The organism is Mesoterricola sp. MK458, assembly GCF_055384935.1.
On sequence record NZ_AP045075.1, the window covers coordinates 2,496,209 to 2,510,585 of the forward strand.

Consider the following 14,377-nt stretch of genomic DNA (forward strand, 5'->3'; position numbering starts at 1 on the left):
GGAGGGTGCCGCCCAATTGGAGGCTTGAACCCCGGGCCCAAGCCGCGTTAGTCTAGGGGTCCTGCCCGACAGGACCAGCCGGTATAGCTCAGGGGTAGAGCAACGGTTTCGTAAACCGTAGGTCGGGGGTTCAAATCCCTCTACCGGCTCCAGAACCGCCCTCCATGGCCTCTCGCCCTGGGGGGTTTTTTGCGGCACCGGCGCGCAGTTCCGCCTGGAAAAGGGACCGGGCGGGTGTGAGACTTGGGGAGTCAAATACCCCCAACCCCAAGCCACGAGGTATCCATGTCACCAGGACGGTTCCAGATCGCCGGCAGGGCAGCCCTGCTGTGCGCCACCCTTCCCTTCGCGGGGCTCGCCCAGGCCCCGGCCCAGGGCTACCGCCAGCCGCCCCAGGCCATCCTGGACGTCATGCGGGCGCCCTCCGCGCCCGTCCCCTTCCTCAACCCCACCCGGGACCGCATGCTCCTGGTGGCCTGGGAGGCCTACCCCTCCATCGGGCGCGTGGCCACGCCCTTCCTGCGCCTGGCGGGCGTCCGCGTCGAGCCGAAGAACCACAGCCGGCACGACACGCCCGGGGGCTACGGCATCACCCCCTCGGCCCAGAGCTACGACCTCCTGCGCATTCCCGACGGCACCTCCATCCACGTGGACCTGCCCAAGGGCGGCTGCCCGGGCGGGCCCGTGTGGAGCGCCGACGGGAAGCGCTTCGCGTTCCAGAACGTGGCCACGGACGCCGTGGAGCTGTGGGTGGGCGACGGCACCACCGGCGCCGTGCGCCGCGTGCCCGGTGTCCGCCTGAACCCCATGCTCGGCGGCGAACTCCAGTGGATGCCCGACCAGAAGAGCCTGCTGGTCAAGCTGGTGCCCCCGGGCCAGGGGGCGCCCCCGCCCGCGCCCGCGGTCCCCGCCGGCCCCAGCATCCAGGAATCCCTCGGCGGCAAGGGCCAGAGCAGCACCTACGAGAACCGCGACACCCTGGGCAACGCCCACGACGAGGACCTGTTCGACTACTACGGCACCTCCCAGGCCGCCCTGGTGGACGCGGAAACCGGCGCCGTGAGCCCCCTGGGCAAGGCCGACCGCCTCCTGGAGCTGAGCCCGTCGCCGGACGGCGCCCACGTGCGGGTTTCCACCCTCCGCAAGCCCTACTCCTACGTCACCACCTACGAGCGCTTCCCCCGGCAGGTGGAGGTCTGGGACCTGGCCGGCCGCGCCGTCGCGGCCACCCACCCCATCGCCTCGCTGCCCCTGGCGGACCGGGTTCCCGTCCACGGCTCGCCGCTGGGGCCCCGCGCCTTCAGTTGGAGGCCCACGGACGCCGCCACCCTGGTGTGGGCCGAGGCCCTGGACGGGGGCGACTGGAACGTGAAGGTGCCCCACCGGGACAAGGTCATGGCCCTCAAGGCCCCCTTCACCGCCGCGCCGGTGGAGGTTCTCCGCACCGAGCAGCGCTATTCTGGCCTGGCCTGGGGCGAGCGCCCCGGGGTCGCCCTCCTCTATGAATACGACAACAACCGCCACTGGTTCCGCACCTACATCATCGACTTCGACCAGGCCAAGCAGGCGCCCCGCCTGTTGTGGGACCTGTCCACGGACGAGCAGTACGGCGACCCGGGCAGCCCCGTGGGACGCACGCTGCCCAACGGGACCTCCGTGCTCCGCCAGGAGGGGGATTTCATCTTCCTTTCGGGCATGGGGGCCTCCCCCGAAGGGGAGCGGCCCTTCCTGGACCGCCTGGACCTGCGCACCCTCAAGACCGAGCGGCTGTTCCGCAGCGGCAAGACCGAGTTCGAGCGGTTCCTGGCCTTCACGGGCCCGGGCTCCCGCACCTTCCTCACCTGGCACCAGACGCCCACCGATCCGCCCAACGCCTTCATCCACACCCTGGGTTCGGCCTGCAAGGCCCCGGCGGGCGAAGCGGCCTTCGTTTCCAAGCGCGCGCCCTTCACCCACATCCCGGATCCCACCCCGGCGGTCCGGCAGATCAAGAAGCGGCTCGTCACCTACAAGCGCGCCGACGGCCTTGACCTGTCCTTCACCCTCTACACGCCCCCCGGGTACCAGGAGGGGAAGCGGGTGCCCACCATCCTCTACGCCTACCCCCTGGACTACGCCGACCCCTCCAAGGCCGGCCAGGTCACCGGGTCCCAGTACACCTTCACCCGGCTGCGGGACTACCGACTGCTGCTGATGGCGGGCTACGCCATCATCGACGACGCCTCCTTCCCGGTGGTGGGCGACCCGAAGAAGGCCTACGACACCTACCTTGAACAGCTGGTGGCCGACGCCAAGGCCGCCGTGGACAAGGCCGTCGAGCTGGGCGTGGCCGATCCCGACCGCATCGGGGTCACCGGCCACAGCCACGGCGCCCTGATGACCGCCAACCTGGTGGCCCACTCCGGGCTGTTCCGGGCCGGCGTGGCCACCAGCGGCTCCTACAACAAGACCTTGACGCCCTTCGGCTTCCAGAGCGAGCGGCGGTCCGTGTGGGAGGCCCCGGACGTGTACCGGCAGGTTTCCACCTTCTTCTTCGCGGACAAGGTGAAGGCGCCCCTGCTCATCGTCCACGGCGCCGACGACGCCAACCCCGGCACCACCCCCCTCCAGGCCACCAAACTGTTCGAGGCCATCCGAGGCAACGGCGGCACCACCCGGCTCGTCATGCTGCCCCACGAGCCCCACTGGTACACCGCGCGGGAATCCAACGAGCACCTTGTCTTTGAAATGCTCAACTGGTTCGACGCCTACGTGAAGAACGCGCCGCCCCGCCGCTGATCCGCTGGATGCAAGACCCCGTCCCGGCATCCCCTCCCGCGAGGGGGCGCCGGGACGAATCGCGCTAGAATCCCCCCATGTTCCACCTGCGCCCCTTCCCCACCCTGGCCTTCGCCCTGGGAGTCTTCACCTCCCTGTTCTCGGTGATCAACCCCACCAGCGCCGCGGTCATCTATTCGGGCCTCACCGCCGGGTGGGACCGGGCCCGGGTGCGCCAGACCGCCTTCCGGGCCAGCCTCACGGCCACCTGCGTCATGGTGGGCTTCGCGCTCCTGGGCAAGGTGGTCTTCGGGGTGTTCGGCTTCACCGCCCTGGCCATGCGGTTCGTGGGCGGCATCCTGGTGATGCACTCGGCCATGGGGATGCTCTACGGCGAGGACCCCCACCTCAAGGACGCCACCCACGAGAAGCCCAAGTCCTCGGACATCGCGGTCATCCCCCTGGGCATCCCCATGCTGGCCGGGCCGGGCACCATCTCGACGGTCATGGGGTTCATCGCGGGCCTGAGCATTTCGGAAGCCCTGGTGCTGCTGGCCGCGATCCTGGTGAACGGCTGGCTGATCCACATGTTCCTGCTCCAGGCGCGGTGGATCACGGACCGGCTGGGCGGCACCGGCACGAAGATCGTCACGAAGCTGATGGGCCTGATCCTGGCCGCCGTGGCCATGCAGTTCCTCATCAACGGGGTGAAGGAGGTGGCCGCGGAGATCCGGAATCCCGTGGTGGCGGCGGTTCAATGATCGCGGAACCTGCAGCCGTGGCGGCGTTGAGACGCCACTCATTTGATTAATTATTAAGTATGTTATGACGATTTTGTAGCTACTTCCCCCCTGGAGAAAAGGAATCGAATTCACCATACTGATGGGGTCGAGATATACCGCCCCGGATTGCGCCACCCATTCAAGAGGACCGAAAGGCCCCGCGCATGATGGGGCAATTTTATAGGTGCTTATGAACGACCGAGTAGCAATCCTCATGGATGGGGGGTTCGTCAAACGACGTCTCCATTCCTCACTGAAGCGACATGCAACCGCCTCCGACATCGCAACGGAATGCGCCTGCATCCTCCAGCACCCCAGGCTAATCGGGAAGGTCCTGTTCAGGGTGTTCTTCTATGACTCCCCACCCTATGCCGGCGGAGCCACGCACCCCATCAGTCGCCAACAGATCCGTTACAGCTCCGAACCCACCGCGGCTCGGAATTCTCGGTTGTTGCATGAACTGGACCTGCAGCCGGATTTCGCAGTTCGACGGGGAACGCTCCTCCACCATGGTTGGCGATTGACGTCGCAAGCCGTGGCGGACCTGCAAACCGGGCCTCGCCTCCTCCGTCCGGACGACTTCAAACCCGATCTGGAACAGAAGCAGGTCGACATCAAGATCGGCTTGGACATTGCCTGGATTGCCCTAAAGCGGATTGCCGAAACCCTGGTCCTGGTCAGTGGGGATTCAGACATGGTTCCCGCGATGAAATTCGCGAGGAAGGAGGGAATTCGCATCTTCCTTCACACGCTCGGTAGCAAGGTAGGCATCAGGGACGAACTCAGGGCCCACGCGGACGTTGTTCTCGGCTAATTCCTCGCTAGATCATCCAGGACGACCAGGCTGGGTTGAAGGCCCCGTGGATCTGAGTGGCTGTGTACTGGGAGAGCTGGGTCACCATCGCCCCGGCCGGGACGCTCTGGGTGAGCCAGACGTTGCCGCCGATGGTGGAGCCGCGGCCCAGGGTGATGCGACCGAGGATCGTGGCGTTGGAGTAAATCGTCACCTCGTCCTCCACGATGGGATGCCGGTCCACCCCCTTGATGGGGTTGCCGTGCTCGTCCAGGGGGAAGCTCTTGGCGCCCAGGGTGACGCCCTGGTAGAGGCGGACCTTGCGGCCGATGATGGTGGTCTCGCCGATGACCACGCCGGTGCCGTGGTCGATGAAGAAGCCCTCGCCGATGCGGGCGCCGGGATGGATGTCGATGCCGGTGACGCTGTGGGCGTGCTCGGTGATCATGCGGGGGATGAGGGGAACGCCCAGCACGTGCAGTTCGTGGGCCAGGCGCTGGCTGGTGACGGCGAGGATTCCCGGATAGCAGAAGATGGCCTCGTCGGGGTTGGTGAGGGCGGGGTCGCCCTCGTAGGCGGCCTCCACGTCCGTGCCCAGCATGCGCCGCACCTCGGGCAGGCGCTCCACGAAGGCCTCGGCCAGGGCCCGGGCGCGCTCGGGGGAGGTGCAGGCCTCCCCGCCGTTTCCGGAAACGGCGCAGAAGCCGCGCCGGATCTGTTCCTGCATGCCCTGGAGAATGCGGTCCAGGGCGGCGCCCGCGTGGAAGCCCATGGTCTCGGCGGTGAGTTCCGAAGGCCCGAAATAGCCCGGGAAGAGCACGGACCGCAGGTCCTCCACCAGGTCCACCACCGCCTGGCGGGACGGGAATTCCCGGCGGAGGTTGGGCTTCGAGTGGGCGCCCTCCCAGCCCTTGCCGGCCCTGCACAGGGCTTCCACCACGGGGCCCAGGGGGGCGGGGTTCCCTTGATCCGGTCGCGCTTCTGGGTTCATGGGAAGCCTCGTTCACAGGTTCAGGAACAAGCATACACAAAGCTCCCGGAGGATCCGGGGCCGGACCGGGAGGAAACCGGCGTCCCTTCGTTGATTTGGACAACACGCCCGGCCGGGGGTGCACCCAGCAGATATTTTGTTCCCGTCCCCTCGCCAGGACTTTTCCGGTTCCTATAATTGACTCATACAGTCCCGACCCCGGACCCCGACGACACCAGGAGGAACCATGCCCATGCGCCAAGGGTGGCTGATGCTTTGCCTGACCACGGCCTGGATGCTGGGGCCCCAGCGCCAGCGGGCCCTCTTCGGTCCCCCCCCGCACCGCCCCGCGGCGCAGCAGCGCCCCGTGGCCCTCATCCCGGAGGGCGGACGCCCCTTGAAGGCCGGCGAGGCCTTCCGGCTGGTGCGCCCCGGCCAGCCGGAGCCCCGCCGCGGCCTGGAGGGGCTTCCCGCCGGGTTCCGCTTCTGATCAGCCGCGGTCCTGCAGGGCGCTGCGCACGTAGGCGTGGATGGCGGCCGCCACCTGGCGGGCGGTGTGGTGCTCGTTGTTGAACACCGCATCGTAGTGGGCAGGATCGGCCAGGTCGGCCCCCAGGCGCTCCTTGACGAACTGGTCCCGCCGCCGGGTCTCGATCTTCATGAAGTGTTCCGCCTCCTCCCGGGGAATGCCCAGGCGGCGCGCCAGGGACGCCACCCGCCAGGGCAGTCCGGCGTCCAGTCTGAAATGGAAGGCGTTGTCCAGGCCCCGGCACAGGACGGCCCCGCCGCGGCCCACGATGATGGCGTTGCCCTGCCGCGCGATGCCCACGAGGGTCCCGGCCACCTTGTCGAACATTTCGTCCTGGGTGACGCCCCCCCTGGGGTGGAAGCCGAAGGCCTCCAGGTTCCGGGTGGCGTCCCCCAGGCCTTCCAGGAGGTTCTTGGAGATGCCCTCGTCCAGGGCCACCTTGTCGAGCAGGGCCTTGTCGAACAGGCTCCAGGGCTCGCCGCTCCCTTCCGAGAAGAGTTCCTGCAGCCGCTGGGCCACGGCGAAGGCCTCGCACCCGTAGGACCTGGAGAGGGTGATGGCCGGCCCCGGCCGGGCCTTGACGGGGGCCTGGCCCCGGCGTTCCTGGATGGCCACCCACCCCGACAGGCGCTCCTCCACGCTGGCTGGCAGGTTCGTTCCGGACGTCATGGCGCACCTCCCGGGGATGCCGACGCATGCAGGTGAACGTTTCCGTAGGACCACCGCAAGTATAGGTCCGCTAGGACCCACCATCCACCTCGACCCGGTCCCGGCCGGCCTTCTTGGCGCGGTACAGGGCCGCGTCGCTCCGGGCGAGGAGGTCCTCCAGGGGATCCCGGGCCTGGGCCTGGCTGGAGGCGAGGCCCACGCTGACCGTGTAGGGCACCGTGGCGGCCCCCCCGTGGGCGACCTCCTCCCGGATGCGCTCGGCCACGTGGAGGCCTTCGGCCAGGGAGGAATTGGGCAGGAGCAGCACGAACTCCTCCCCGCCGTAGCGGCAGTGGAGGTCGAATTCCCGGATGGTGCGGCGGAGCACCGCGGCCAGGTGCTGGATCACCCGGTCCCCCGCGGCGTGGCCGTGGCGGTCGTTCACCGCCTTGAAGTGGTCGATGTCGATGAAGAGCACCGAGACCTCCAGACCGTACCGCTGGTGGTAGGCCAGGACCCGGGCGGCCTGGGCGGTGAAGGCCCTCCGGTTGGACAGGCCCGTGAGGGAGTCCTGGGTGGCCAGTTCCCGCAGCTCCCGGTCCGCGTCCTCCTTGGCGAGGAGCAGGACCACCGCGCCCCCGAGGATCATCATGAGGATCAGCAGGAAGAAGGTGAGGCTCTGCACCATGCCGGTGGAGTAGAGGGTGAAGGAGCTGTCGGAAACGGCCAGGACGGCCCGCACCCCCAGGATCGTGATGAAGGCGAGGTTCGCGGTGCCCAGGATCCGCCGGAACGCCGATTCCCGGGGGGCCGTCACGAAGAGCACCGAGGGGATCGCCATGCAGACCCCCACGCCCAGGGACGTGGCGGCCATGCGCTGGCCCGGGGTGCCCTGGAGCAGCGTCACCAGGTTCATGAGCAGGAGGGCCGCACCGGACAGGACGACGTGGACCCGCCGCGCCCGGGGCCGGTCGATGCCGGCCAGCTCCAGGGCGACCATGGATTCCAGGAAGAAGCCCGCCACGAGCAGGTTGTCCGCGGCCAGGATGGAGAGGACCCCCGGCAGTTCCCCCCGCTGGAGCATCAGCAGCCAGGCCAGGGATTGCAGGAGCCGGGCCAGGGCATGGCAGCGCAGGGGATGCCGGTGGCCGGATTCCGCGGCGAACCCTTCGAACACGAAGATCAAGGCCGCCATGGCGGCGTTTCCGGTGAAGAGCAGCACCAGGACGGTACGGACATCCAGGGCGAAGATTGCCGCGAGCGGCGAGGTCATGGGGTTCCTGTGGGAGGCCAGCCTTCACGTTTGGAACCTCAATATTCCTTCACCACCCGCCTCCAGTCAATGGACATGGCGTTTGCTATGGAAAAAACATGCAATATTTTCTATTCATCGCATTTCCATCCAACTCACGGAATCCGCGTGCGGGCCGAGGCCTCGTGGGCGGCCAGGCCCTCGGCCCTCGCCAGGGCCGCGGCCTGGGCGGCCAGGGCGGCGCGGCCCGCGGGGAGGGTGCGCTGCCAGGTGAGGATTTTCAGGAAGGTGGCCACGGAAACCCCGCCGGTGAAGCGCGCGGCGCCCGAGGTGGGCAGGATGTGGTTGGTGCCGCTGCCGTAGTCCCCGAAGACCTCCGCGGCGTCCTCGCCCACAAAGAGGCTTCCGAAGTTGGAGAAGCGGCCTTCCAGGGCCTCGGCCCGGGCGCCCTGGAGCTCCAGGTGCTCGGGGGCCAGGGCGTCGGCCAGGGCCACGGCCTCGGCGTCGCCGGCCAGGACCACGGCGAAGCCGTTGCGCAGGCTGTCCCGGGCCGGGGAGTCCGGAGGCAGGGCGGCCAGCTGGGCCTTGAGCTCGGCGTTCACCTGGGGGATGAGGGCGGCGTCGAAGACCGCCAGCAGGGGCCGGGCGTCGGGGTCATGCTCGGCCTGGGCCAGGAGGTCGGCGGCGATCCAGGCGGGCCGGGCCCCGGGGGAGGCGATGACCAGCAGTTCGCTTGGGCCCGCGGGGAAGTCGATGCCCACGTCGCCGTACAGGAGGCGCTTGGCGCCGGTGACGAAGCGGTTGCCGGGCCCCACCACCAGGTCGGCCCGGGGGACGCCGGCCAGGCCCCAGGCCACGGCGGCCATGCCGTGCACGCCGCCCAGGTCGAAGACCCGGTCCGCCCCGGCCAGGGCCGCGGCGGCGAGGGTGACGGGGTGGAGCCGGGGGCTGAGGACGAGGATCTCCTTCACCCCGGCCACCCGCGCGGGCACCACGCCCATGACCACGGAGCTGGGGAGCGGGTAGCGCCCGCCGGGGGCGTAGCACGCGGCGCGGCCCACCGGCAGCACCCGCTGGCCCAGCACCATGCCGTCCACCTCCGTGCTGAAGTCCCGGATGCTCTCCTTCTGGGCCCGGGAGAAGGCCTCCACGCGGCGGATGGCCTCCTCCAGGTGGCCGCGGAGTTCGGGGTGCAGCTTGCCGGGGGCCTCCTCCACCTTCCGGGGGTCCACCTCGAAGGGGCCGCCCTTGAAGCCGTCCAGCTTGCGGGCCCAGTCGAACACGGCCTCGTTGCCGCGCCTGCGGATGTCGTCGAGGATGGCGCCCACCTCGGGCGGTACCGGCGGGAACACGGTCCCCGCCTGGTCCATGGCCTTGGCGAAGGAGAGGGTCTTCAGCATGTGGGCGCTCCTTTGGCGTTGCCGGGCTTGCGGGTGTCGGTGGTGGCGCGGCGCTCGAGTTCGCGGAGGACCTGCTCCATGCGCACGCCGCCCTGGGCGAGGCGGACCATGAGGAAGTAGAGCAGGTCGGCCCCCTCCCACACCAGATCATCCTGGCTTTCGGCCGCGGCGACTTCCCCCGCCTCCTCCACGAGCTTGGCGGCCAGGAGCCCTTCCTCCCGGAAGAGCCGCGCGGTGTAGCTGCCCGGCGCTGCGCGTTCCAGGCGCGAGCGGAGGGTGGTCTCCAGGTCCTCCAGGGAGAACTCCGCCCGGCCGAAGCAGGTTCCGGCCCCGGTGTGGCAGGTGGGCCCGTCCTGGCGAACCACGAAGCGCAGGGTGTCCCGGTCGCAGTCCGCCTCCACCCGCAGGAGCTCCTGGCCGTGGCCGCTGCGCTCCCCCTTCTCCCACCGGCCCTGGCGGGAGCGGGACCAGTAGACGCCCCTGCCCCGCTCCAGGGCCTCCCGCAGGCAGGCGGGGTTCTCGTAGGCCACCATGCGCAGCCTGCCGGCCTCGTCCATGACCGCGGCGGGGATCAGTCCCCCCTGCTTGTCCCAGTCCAGGCAGGTCAGGAAGGCCTCGGCGGGGTCGAGGAGGCCCTTGTAGAGCGCCATGCCCACCTGGGCATCCAGCCCCAGCCGGTCCAGGGCCGCCACGTCCGCCGCCGTGGCGACGCCGCCGGCGTAGACGATGGGCAGGTCCGTGGCGGCCCGCGCGGCCCGCGCGGCATCCCAGTCCAGGCCTTCCAGCCGCCCCTCCTTGTCCACCACGGTCATGAGGAAGCCGCCGCAGAAGGCGCCCAGGCGCCGCATGCGGTCCAGGGGCGCCTCGGCCTCGTCCTCCGTCCAGCCCCGGGACTGGAGCCTTCCGGCCCGCTGGTCCACGGCCACCAGGGTGCGTTCCCGGGGGAGCCGGCGCAGCAGGTCCTCGGAGGCGGCGGTGCCCAGGATGATCGAGGACGCGCCCGCGCGGAGCAGCTCGACGGCGCGGTCCGGGGTGCGCACGCCGCCCCCCACCCGGCACCGGGCCACCGCGCAGAGCTCCTTCACCAGGGCCAGGTTGTCGCCGCGGCCCAGGGCGGCGTCCAGGTCGATGACGGCCAGGTCCCCGTACACCCGCCAGCGCCGGGCGAGGCCGAGGACGTCCTCCACCTCCAGGACCTTGGTGCGTCCCCCCACCAGCTGCACGGCCTTGCCGTCCATGAGATCGATGCTGGGGATCAGCATGGGCGCACCTCCACGCCCTCGCGGGCAAGCTGTTCCTTGAGCCGGCGCACCGTGAGGCCGCCGGTGTGGAAGACCCCGGCGGCGAGCACGGCGTCGGCGCCGGCCTCGAAGGCCTCCACGGCGTGACTGGCCTCCCCGAAGCCGCCGCTGGCGATCAGGGGGATCCTCAGACCGCGGGAGGCCCGCCGCAGCACGTCCAGGTCGTAGCCCGACCCCGTGCCGTCCTTGTCCATGCTGGTGAGGAGGATCTCCCCCGCGCCCCGGTCCTGGGCCTCGGCCAGCCACGCGCCCATGGTGAGCTGGGTGAGGGTCCGCCCCGCGTCCACGGCCACCAGGATCCCGTACGCCGGTCGCCGCACGTCCACGGCGAGGACCACGCACTGGCTGCCGAACCGCGTGGCCAGCTCCGTGATGAGCTCCGGGCGGCGCACCGCGGCGGAATTCACGGCCACCTTGTCGCACCCGGCCATGAGCAGGGCCTCCGCGTCGGCCACGGTGCGGATGCCTCCGCCCACCGTGAACGGGATGAATACCTCCCGGGCCACGGCCGCAACCATCCTCGCCGCGGTGTCCCGCTTCTCGATGCCCGCGGTGATGTCCAGGAACACCAGCTCGTCGGCGCCTTCGGCCCCGTAGCGCGCCGCCAGTTCCACGGGGTCGCCGCTGTCCTTGAGGTCCTGGAACCGCACGCCCTTGACGACCCGTCCGTCCTTCACGTCCAGACAGGGGATGATCCGTTTCATGACCATGCGAGCGCCTCCTTGAGCAGGTTCAGTCCGTAGGCGCCGCTCTTCTCGGGGTGGAACTGGAAGCCGGCCAGGTTCCCGCTGCGGAAGCCCGCCAGGAAGGGCCGGCCGTACCGGGCCGTGGCCACGGCCGCCCCGCGGCCGCCGGGGAAGGCCGGGACGAAGTAGGAATGGACGAAGTAGGCGGCCCCCGAGAGCTCCCCGAAGTCCACCGCGCTCCAGCCCATGTGCGGCACCTTGAGGGACGGGTCCGCGAAACGCTCGCCGCGTCCCGTCAGGAGCCCCAGGCCGGGGGTGTCCGGGGCCTCCTCCGAGCCCTCGAAGAGCAGTTGCATGCCCAGGCAGATGCCCAGCAGGGGGCGTTCCAGGGCCGCCCGTTCCTTCAGGACGTCCCCCAGGCCGCGCCGGGCCAGCTCCGCGCCGGCGTGGCCGAAATTCCCCACGCCGGGAAGGATGAGCCGGTCCATGGCCAGGACGTCCTCCCGGGCCGCGACCCGCCGGGATTCCAGGCCCAGGAACTCCAGGGCGTTCTCCAGGCTCCGGAGGTTCCCGCAGCCGTAGTCCACGATGCCGATCAACGGAGCACCCCCTTGGTGGAGCGCAGGCCCTCGGCCTCGCCCATGGCCTCGCGCAGGGCGAGCCCCACGCCCTTGAAGGCGGCCTCGGCCATGTGGTGGGCATTCTCCCCCGTCACCTTCAGGTGCAGCGTGAACCGGGCCTCCAGGGCCAGGGTCCGGAAGAAGTGCGCGATGTTCTCGGTGGCGAGCCCGCCCAGCATCTCCGCCCGGAAGGGAAGGTCGACCACCGGGAAGGGCCGGCCGCCGATGTCCAGGGCCACCGTGGCCAGGGCCTCGTCCATGGGCAGCAGGCGCTGGCCGTAGCGGGCCCGGCCTTCGCGGCCGCCCAGGGCCTGGTCCAGGGCGCGGCCCAGGGCGATGGCCACGTCCTCGGCCAGGTGGTGCCCGTCGCCCAGGGGCATGAGGTCCACGGCCTCCAGGTCCAGGCCGAGGCCGCCGTACAGGTTGAGCTGGTCCAGGAAGTGGGTGAGCATGGGCACCGAGGTGGCCACGGCGCCCCCCGCCCCCAGGGTCAGGACGACCCGGGTCTCCTTGGTGATGCGTTCGAACCGAGTCATGGTCTGCCTCCCAGGAATGCGCGCTCGAAAACGGCCGCCTCGTCGGCCGTCGTGACGCTGATCCGGCACCAGCCGGGCATGGCCTTGGCCATGTCGCGCACGAGGATGCCGCGCTCCCTCAGGCGGTCCGCGGCGCCGGGGCCCAGCTCGGCCAGGAAGAAGTGGGCGTCGGAGGCGATGGTGCGGTACCCCGCCTCCTCCACCCGGTACTGCAGGGAACGCCGGGCCGCCACCGCCGCGGCGATGCGGTCCCGGAAACGGATGTCCCCTTCCAGGAGGCGGGCGCCCAGGGCCGCGGCGAGGCCGTTGACGTTGAAGGGGGAGCGCAGGGCTTCGAGCCGGGCCGCCAGGTCCCGGGAGGCCAGGACGAACCCGCACCGGAGGCCCGGCACGCCGTAGACCTTGCTCAGGGAGCGCAGGATGGCGAGGTTGGGCCAGTCCCGCAGGAGCGGCGCGAAGTCCTGGCCGCAGTAGGGGCCGTAGGTCTCGTCCAGGAGCACGGGGCGCCCCTGGCGGAGCACCCGCAGCACCGTCTCGTCATCCACTCGGCGCCCCGTGGGGTTGTTGGGGCTGGTGAGGGCCACCACGGAGCCTTCCGCGGCCAGGACGGCTTCCACGTCCACATCCCAGGAGGCGTCCATGGGCACCTCCCGCACCGGGACGCCCAGCTGGTCCGCGTACACCCGGTACATGGAGAAGGCCGGCACCGGCAGCACCAGGCCACCCCCGCCCAGGGTCTTCAGCAGCAGCTGGATGCCCTCGTCGGCGCCGTTGACCGGCACGATGCGGTCGGGCTCCACGCCGTAGACGCGGGCGGCGCCGGCTGTGAGGGCCTCGTATTCGGGGTACCGGGACAGGCAGTCCCGCAGGTCCACGGCGAGCAGGTCGGGGTCGGGCGGCGGGCCCTCGTTGAAGTCCATGCGCACGAAGGACGCGCGTCCGGAGGCGGGGTTGGCGTAGGCGCTCATGACACCACCTTGCTGAAGGAGAATTCCAGGATGTCCGTGGCGCCGGCGGCCTTGAGGAGGGGGATGAGGCGGCGCACCTCCCGGGCGGGGACGGCGGACTTCACCGCGAAGCCGCCCTCCCCGGCCAGGGGCATGACGGTGGGCATGCGCATGCAGGGCAGGATCCCCAGGACCGCGTCCAGGTTGGAGGCGGCCACGTTCATCTCCAGCATCACCCGCTTGCGGGCGTCGAGCACGGAATTGAGCAGGAGGAGGAATTCGTCCACCTCGGCGCGCCGGCCCAGGCGGGGATTGGCGATGAGCCGGGTGGAGGAGGTCAGCAGGGTGTCCACGATCTCCAGGTCGTTCTCCTCCAGGGTCCGGCCTGTGGCGGTGTTGTCCACGATCATGTCGGCGTCCTCGGGCGGGAACACCTCCGTGGCGCCGTGGCTGCGCACGAAAAGGTAGTCGTAGCCCTCCCGGTCCAGCCAGGTGCGGGTGATCCGCTCGTACTCGCTGGCCACCACGATGGGCCGGCTCCGCAGGGAGGCCACCGACGCCCGGGGGGCGGCGGCCACCAGGCGCACCGTGTCCAGGCCCGTGTCCAGGAGGTCATCCACCCGGGCGTCCAGTTCCACCACCCAGTCGTGGCCCGCGAAGGCCAGGTCGTGCCGGCCCAGCTCCACCATCCGGACGATGTCCTGGGGCTTGAGCAGCTTGAGCTGGAAGCGGGGGTCGGCGCAGGCGGGCCGGTAGTTCCGGCCGTTGGCCAGCACCTTGAAGCCCGCGTCCTCCATGAGGCGAAGGACCCCTTCGGCCATGCGGCCCTTGGGTATCGCCAGGTTGATCGTGTCCATGTTCTCTCCAGAAAAGAAAAAGCCCCGGATGGCTCCGGGGCGAGGTTGCGGGCTTGCAGGGCCCGGCCTAGCCCGGAAGGGGCGGATGGGCGTGATGGCGGAAGTTCAGGTTCATGGTGGATCCTTGAATGCGGAAACCCCCCGGGGGTCAAGGCCGGGGGGTTCGTGCCGGGTTCGTTTCGCCTTGCTCGCTAGGCGTCTGTCCCGCATGCCACGGCCCCGCCGGAAACGGCGTGGGTATGGCGATGATGGATGACGGAGAAGGTCACGGATACCTCGAAGCCAACAATCTAGCGCCG

General features: G+C 70.2%; 14 protein-coding genes and 1 tRNA gene. 5 read left to right on the top strand and 10 right to left on the bottom strand.

Annotated elements, in window-relative coordinates:
• The first annotated feature begins 77 nt into the window (after positions 1-77).
• The 4 genes from ACZ5LB_RS10865 to ACZ5LB_RS10880 all read left to right on the top strand — a co-directional run bounded on the left by ACZ5LB_RS10865 (position 78) and on the right by ACZ5LB_RS10880 (position 4,353).
• Positions 78-152 (top strand) — tRNA-Thr (locus tag ACZ5LB_RS10865).
• Positions 153-285: 133 nt separating this feature from the next.
• Positions 286-2,778, top strand: coding sequence for a S9 family peptidase (locus ACZ5LB_RS10870; RefSeq protein WP_464602238.1), 2,493 nt, complete (start codon positions 286-288; stop codon positions 2,776-2,778).
• A gap of 77 nt (positions 2,779-2,855) precedes the next feature.
• Entirely contained in the window at positions 2,856-3,518 is a 663-nt protein-coding gene (locus tag ACZ5LB_RS10875) for a MarC family protein (RefSeq protein WP_464602239.1), read from the top strand.
• Between the two features lie 469 nt (positions 3,519-3,987).
• A complete protein-coding gene (locus tag ACZ5LB_RS10880; RefSeq protein WP_464602240.1) occupies positions 3,988-4,353 on the top strand; it encodes an NYN domain-containing protein in 366 nt (121 codons plus the stop codon).
• A gap of 7 nt (positions 4,354-4,360) precedes the next feature.
• Here ACZ5LB_RS10880 and ACZ5LB_RS10885 read toward each other — a convergent pair whose 3' ends face one another.
• Complete coding sequence (locus ACZ5LB_RS10885; RefSeq protein WP_464602241.1) at positions 4,361-5,323, bottom strand: serine O-acetyltransferase; 963 nt, start codon at positions 5,321-5,323, stop codon at positions 4,361-4,363.
• 226 nt (positions 5,324-5,549) lie between these two features.
• Between ACZ5LB_RS10885 and ACZ5LB_RS10890 the strand changes: the two genes are divergently transcribed.
• Positions 5,550-5,792 (top strand): hypothetical protein, encoded by a 243-nt coding sequence (locus tag ACZ5LB_RS10890; RefSeq protein WP_464602242.1) that lies wholly within the window; start codon positions 5,550-5,552, stop codon positions 5,790-5,792.
• Here ACZ5LB_RS10890 and ACZ5LB_RS10895 read toward each other — a convergent pair whose 3' ends face one another.
• The 9 genes from ACZ5LB_RS10895 to hisG form a co-directional block, all read right to left on the bottom strand.
• A complete protein-coding gene (locus ACZ5LB_RS10895; protein WP_464602243.1) occupies positions 5,793-6,500 on the bottom strand; it encodes a cytidylate kinase-like family protein in 708 nt (235 codons plus the stop codon). It lies immediately after the preceding gene.
• A gap of 70 nt (positions 6,501-6,570) precedes the next feature.
• Positions 6,571-7,752, bottom strand: a complete 1,182-nt coding sequence (locus tag ACZ5LB_RS10900; protein ID WP_464602244.1) for a GGDEF domain-containing protein — start codon at positions 7,750-7,752, stop codon at positions 6,571-6,573.
• A gap of 134 nt (positions 7,753-7,886) precedes the next feature.
• The gene (gene hisD / locus ACZ5LB_RS10905; protein ID WP_464602245.1) at positions 7,887-9,131 is read right to left on the bottom strand and encodes a histidinol dehydrogenase; all 1,245 of its coding nucleotides are present in this window, start codon (positions 9,129-9,131) and stop codon (positions 7,887-7,889) included.
• The gene (hisE, locus tag ACZ5LB_RS10910) at positions 9,125-10,393 is read right to left on the bottom strand and encodes a phosphoribosyl-ATP diphosphatase (RefSeq protein WP_464602246.1); all 1,269 of its coding nucleotides are present in this window, start codon (positions 10,391-10,393) and stop codon (positions 9,125-9,127) included. The genes hisD and hisE overlap by 7 nt, the downstream gene beginning before the upstream one ends.
• Positions 10,387-11,142, bottom strand: a complete 756-nt coding sequence (hisF, locus tag ACZ5LB_RS10915; protein WP_464602247.1) for an imidazole glycerol phosphate synthase subunit HisF — start codon at positions 11,140-11,142, stop codon at positions 10,387-10,389. The genes hisE and hisF overlap by 7 nt, the downstream gene beginning before the upstream one ends.
• Positions 11,133-11,717, bottom strand: a complete 585-nt coding sequence (gene hisH / locus ACZ5LB_RS10920) for an imidazole glycerol phosphate synthase subunit HisH (RefSeq protein ID WP_464602248.1) — start codon at positions 11,715-11,717, stop codon at positions 11,133-11,135. Before hisH ends, hisF begins: the two co-directional genes overlap by 10 nt.
• Positions 11,714-12,274: an imidazoleglycerol-phosphate dehydratase gene (gene hisB, locus ACZ5LB_RS10925; protein WP_464602249.1), complete on the bottom strand. Its 561-nt coding sequence runs from the start codon at positions 12,272-12,274 to the stop codon at positions 11,714-11,716. The genes hisH and hisB overlap by 4 nt, the downstream gene beginning before the upstream one ends.
• Positions 12,271-13,242 (bottom strand): pyridoxal phosphate-dependent aminotransferase, encoded by a 972-nt coding sequence (locus tag ACZ5LB_RS10930; RefSeq protein ID WP_464602250.1) that lies wholly within the window; start codon positions 13,240-13,242, stop codon positions 12,271-12,273. The genes hisB and ACZ5LB_RS10930 overlap by 4 nt, the downstream gene beginning before the upstream one ends.
• Positions 13,239-14,078, bottom strand: a complete 840-nt coding sequence (hisG, locus tag ACZ5LB_RS10935; protein WP_464602251.1) for an ATP phosphoribosyltransferase — start codon at positions 14,076-14,078, stop codon at positions 13,239-13,241. Before hisG ends, ACZ5LB_RS10930 begins: the two co-directional genes overlap by 4 nt.
• Positions 14,079-14,377 lie beyond the last annotated feature (299 nt).

Coding starts and splice junctions, on each gene's coding strand:
- hisF (WP_464602247.1), bottom strand. CDS start 11,142: ATGGTCATGAAACGGATCATCCCCTGTCTGGACGTGAAGGACGGACGG.
- ACZ5LB_RS10930 (WP_464602250.1), bottom strand. CDS start 13,242: ATGAGCGCCTACGCCAACCCCGCCTCCGGACGCGCGTCCTTCGTGCGC.
- hisE (WP_464602246.1), bottom strand. CDS start 10,393: ATGCTGATCCCCAGCATCGATCTCATGGACGGCAAGGCCGTGCAGCTG.
- ACZ5LB_RS10885 (WP_464602241.1), bottom strand. CDS start 5,323: ATGAACCCAGAAGCGCGACCGGATCAAGGGAACCCCGCCCCCCTGGGC.
- hisG (WP_464602251.1), bottom strand. CDS start 14,078: ATGGACACGATCAACCTGGCGATACCCAAGGGCCGCATGGCCGAAGGG.
- ACZ5LB_RS10875 (WP_464602239.1), top strand. CDS start 2,856: ATGTTCCACCTGCGCCCCTTCCCCACCCTGGCCTTCGCCCTGGGAGTC.
- ACZ5LB_RS10890 (WP_464602242.1), top strand. CDS start 5,550: ATGCCCATGCGCCAAGGGTGGCTGATGCTTTGCCTGACCACGGCCTGG.
- hisB (WP_464602249.1), bottom strand. CDS start 12,274: ATGACTCGGTTCGAACGCATCACCAAGGAGACCCGGGTCGTCCTGACC.
- ACZ5LB_RS10870 (WP_464602238.1), top strand. CDS start 286: ATGTCACCAGGACGGTTCCAGATCGCCGGCAGGGCAGCCCTGCTGTGC.
- ACZ5LB_RS10900 (WP_464602244.1), bottom strand. CDS start 7,752: ATGACCTCGCCGCTCGCGGCAATCTTCGCCCTGGATGTCCGTACCGTC.
- hisD (WP_464602245.1), bottom strand. CDS start 9,131: ATGCTGAAGACCCTCTCCTTCGCCAAGGCCATGGACCAGGCGGGGACC.
- ACZ5LB_RS10895 (WP_464602243.1), bottom strand. CDS start 6,500: ATGACGTCCGGAACGAACCTGCCAGCCAGCGTGGAGGAGCGCCTGTCG.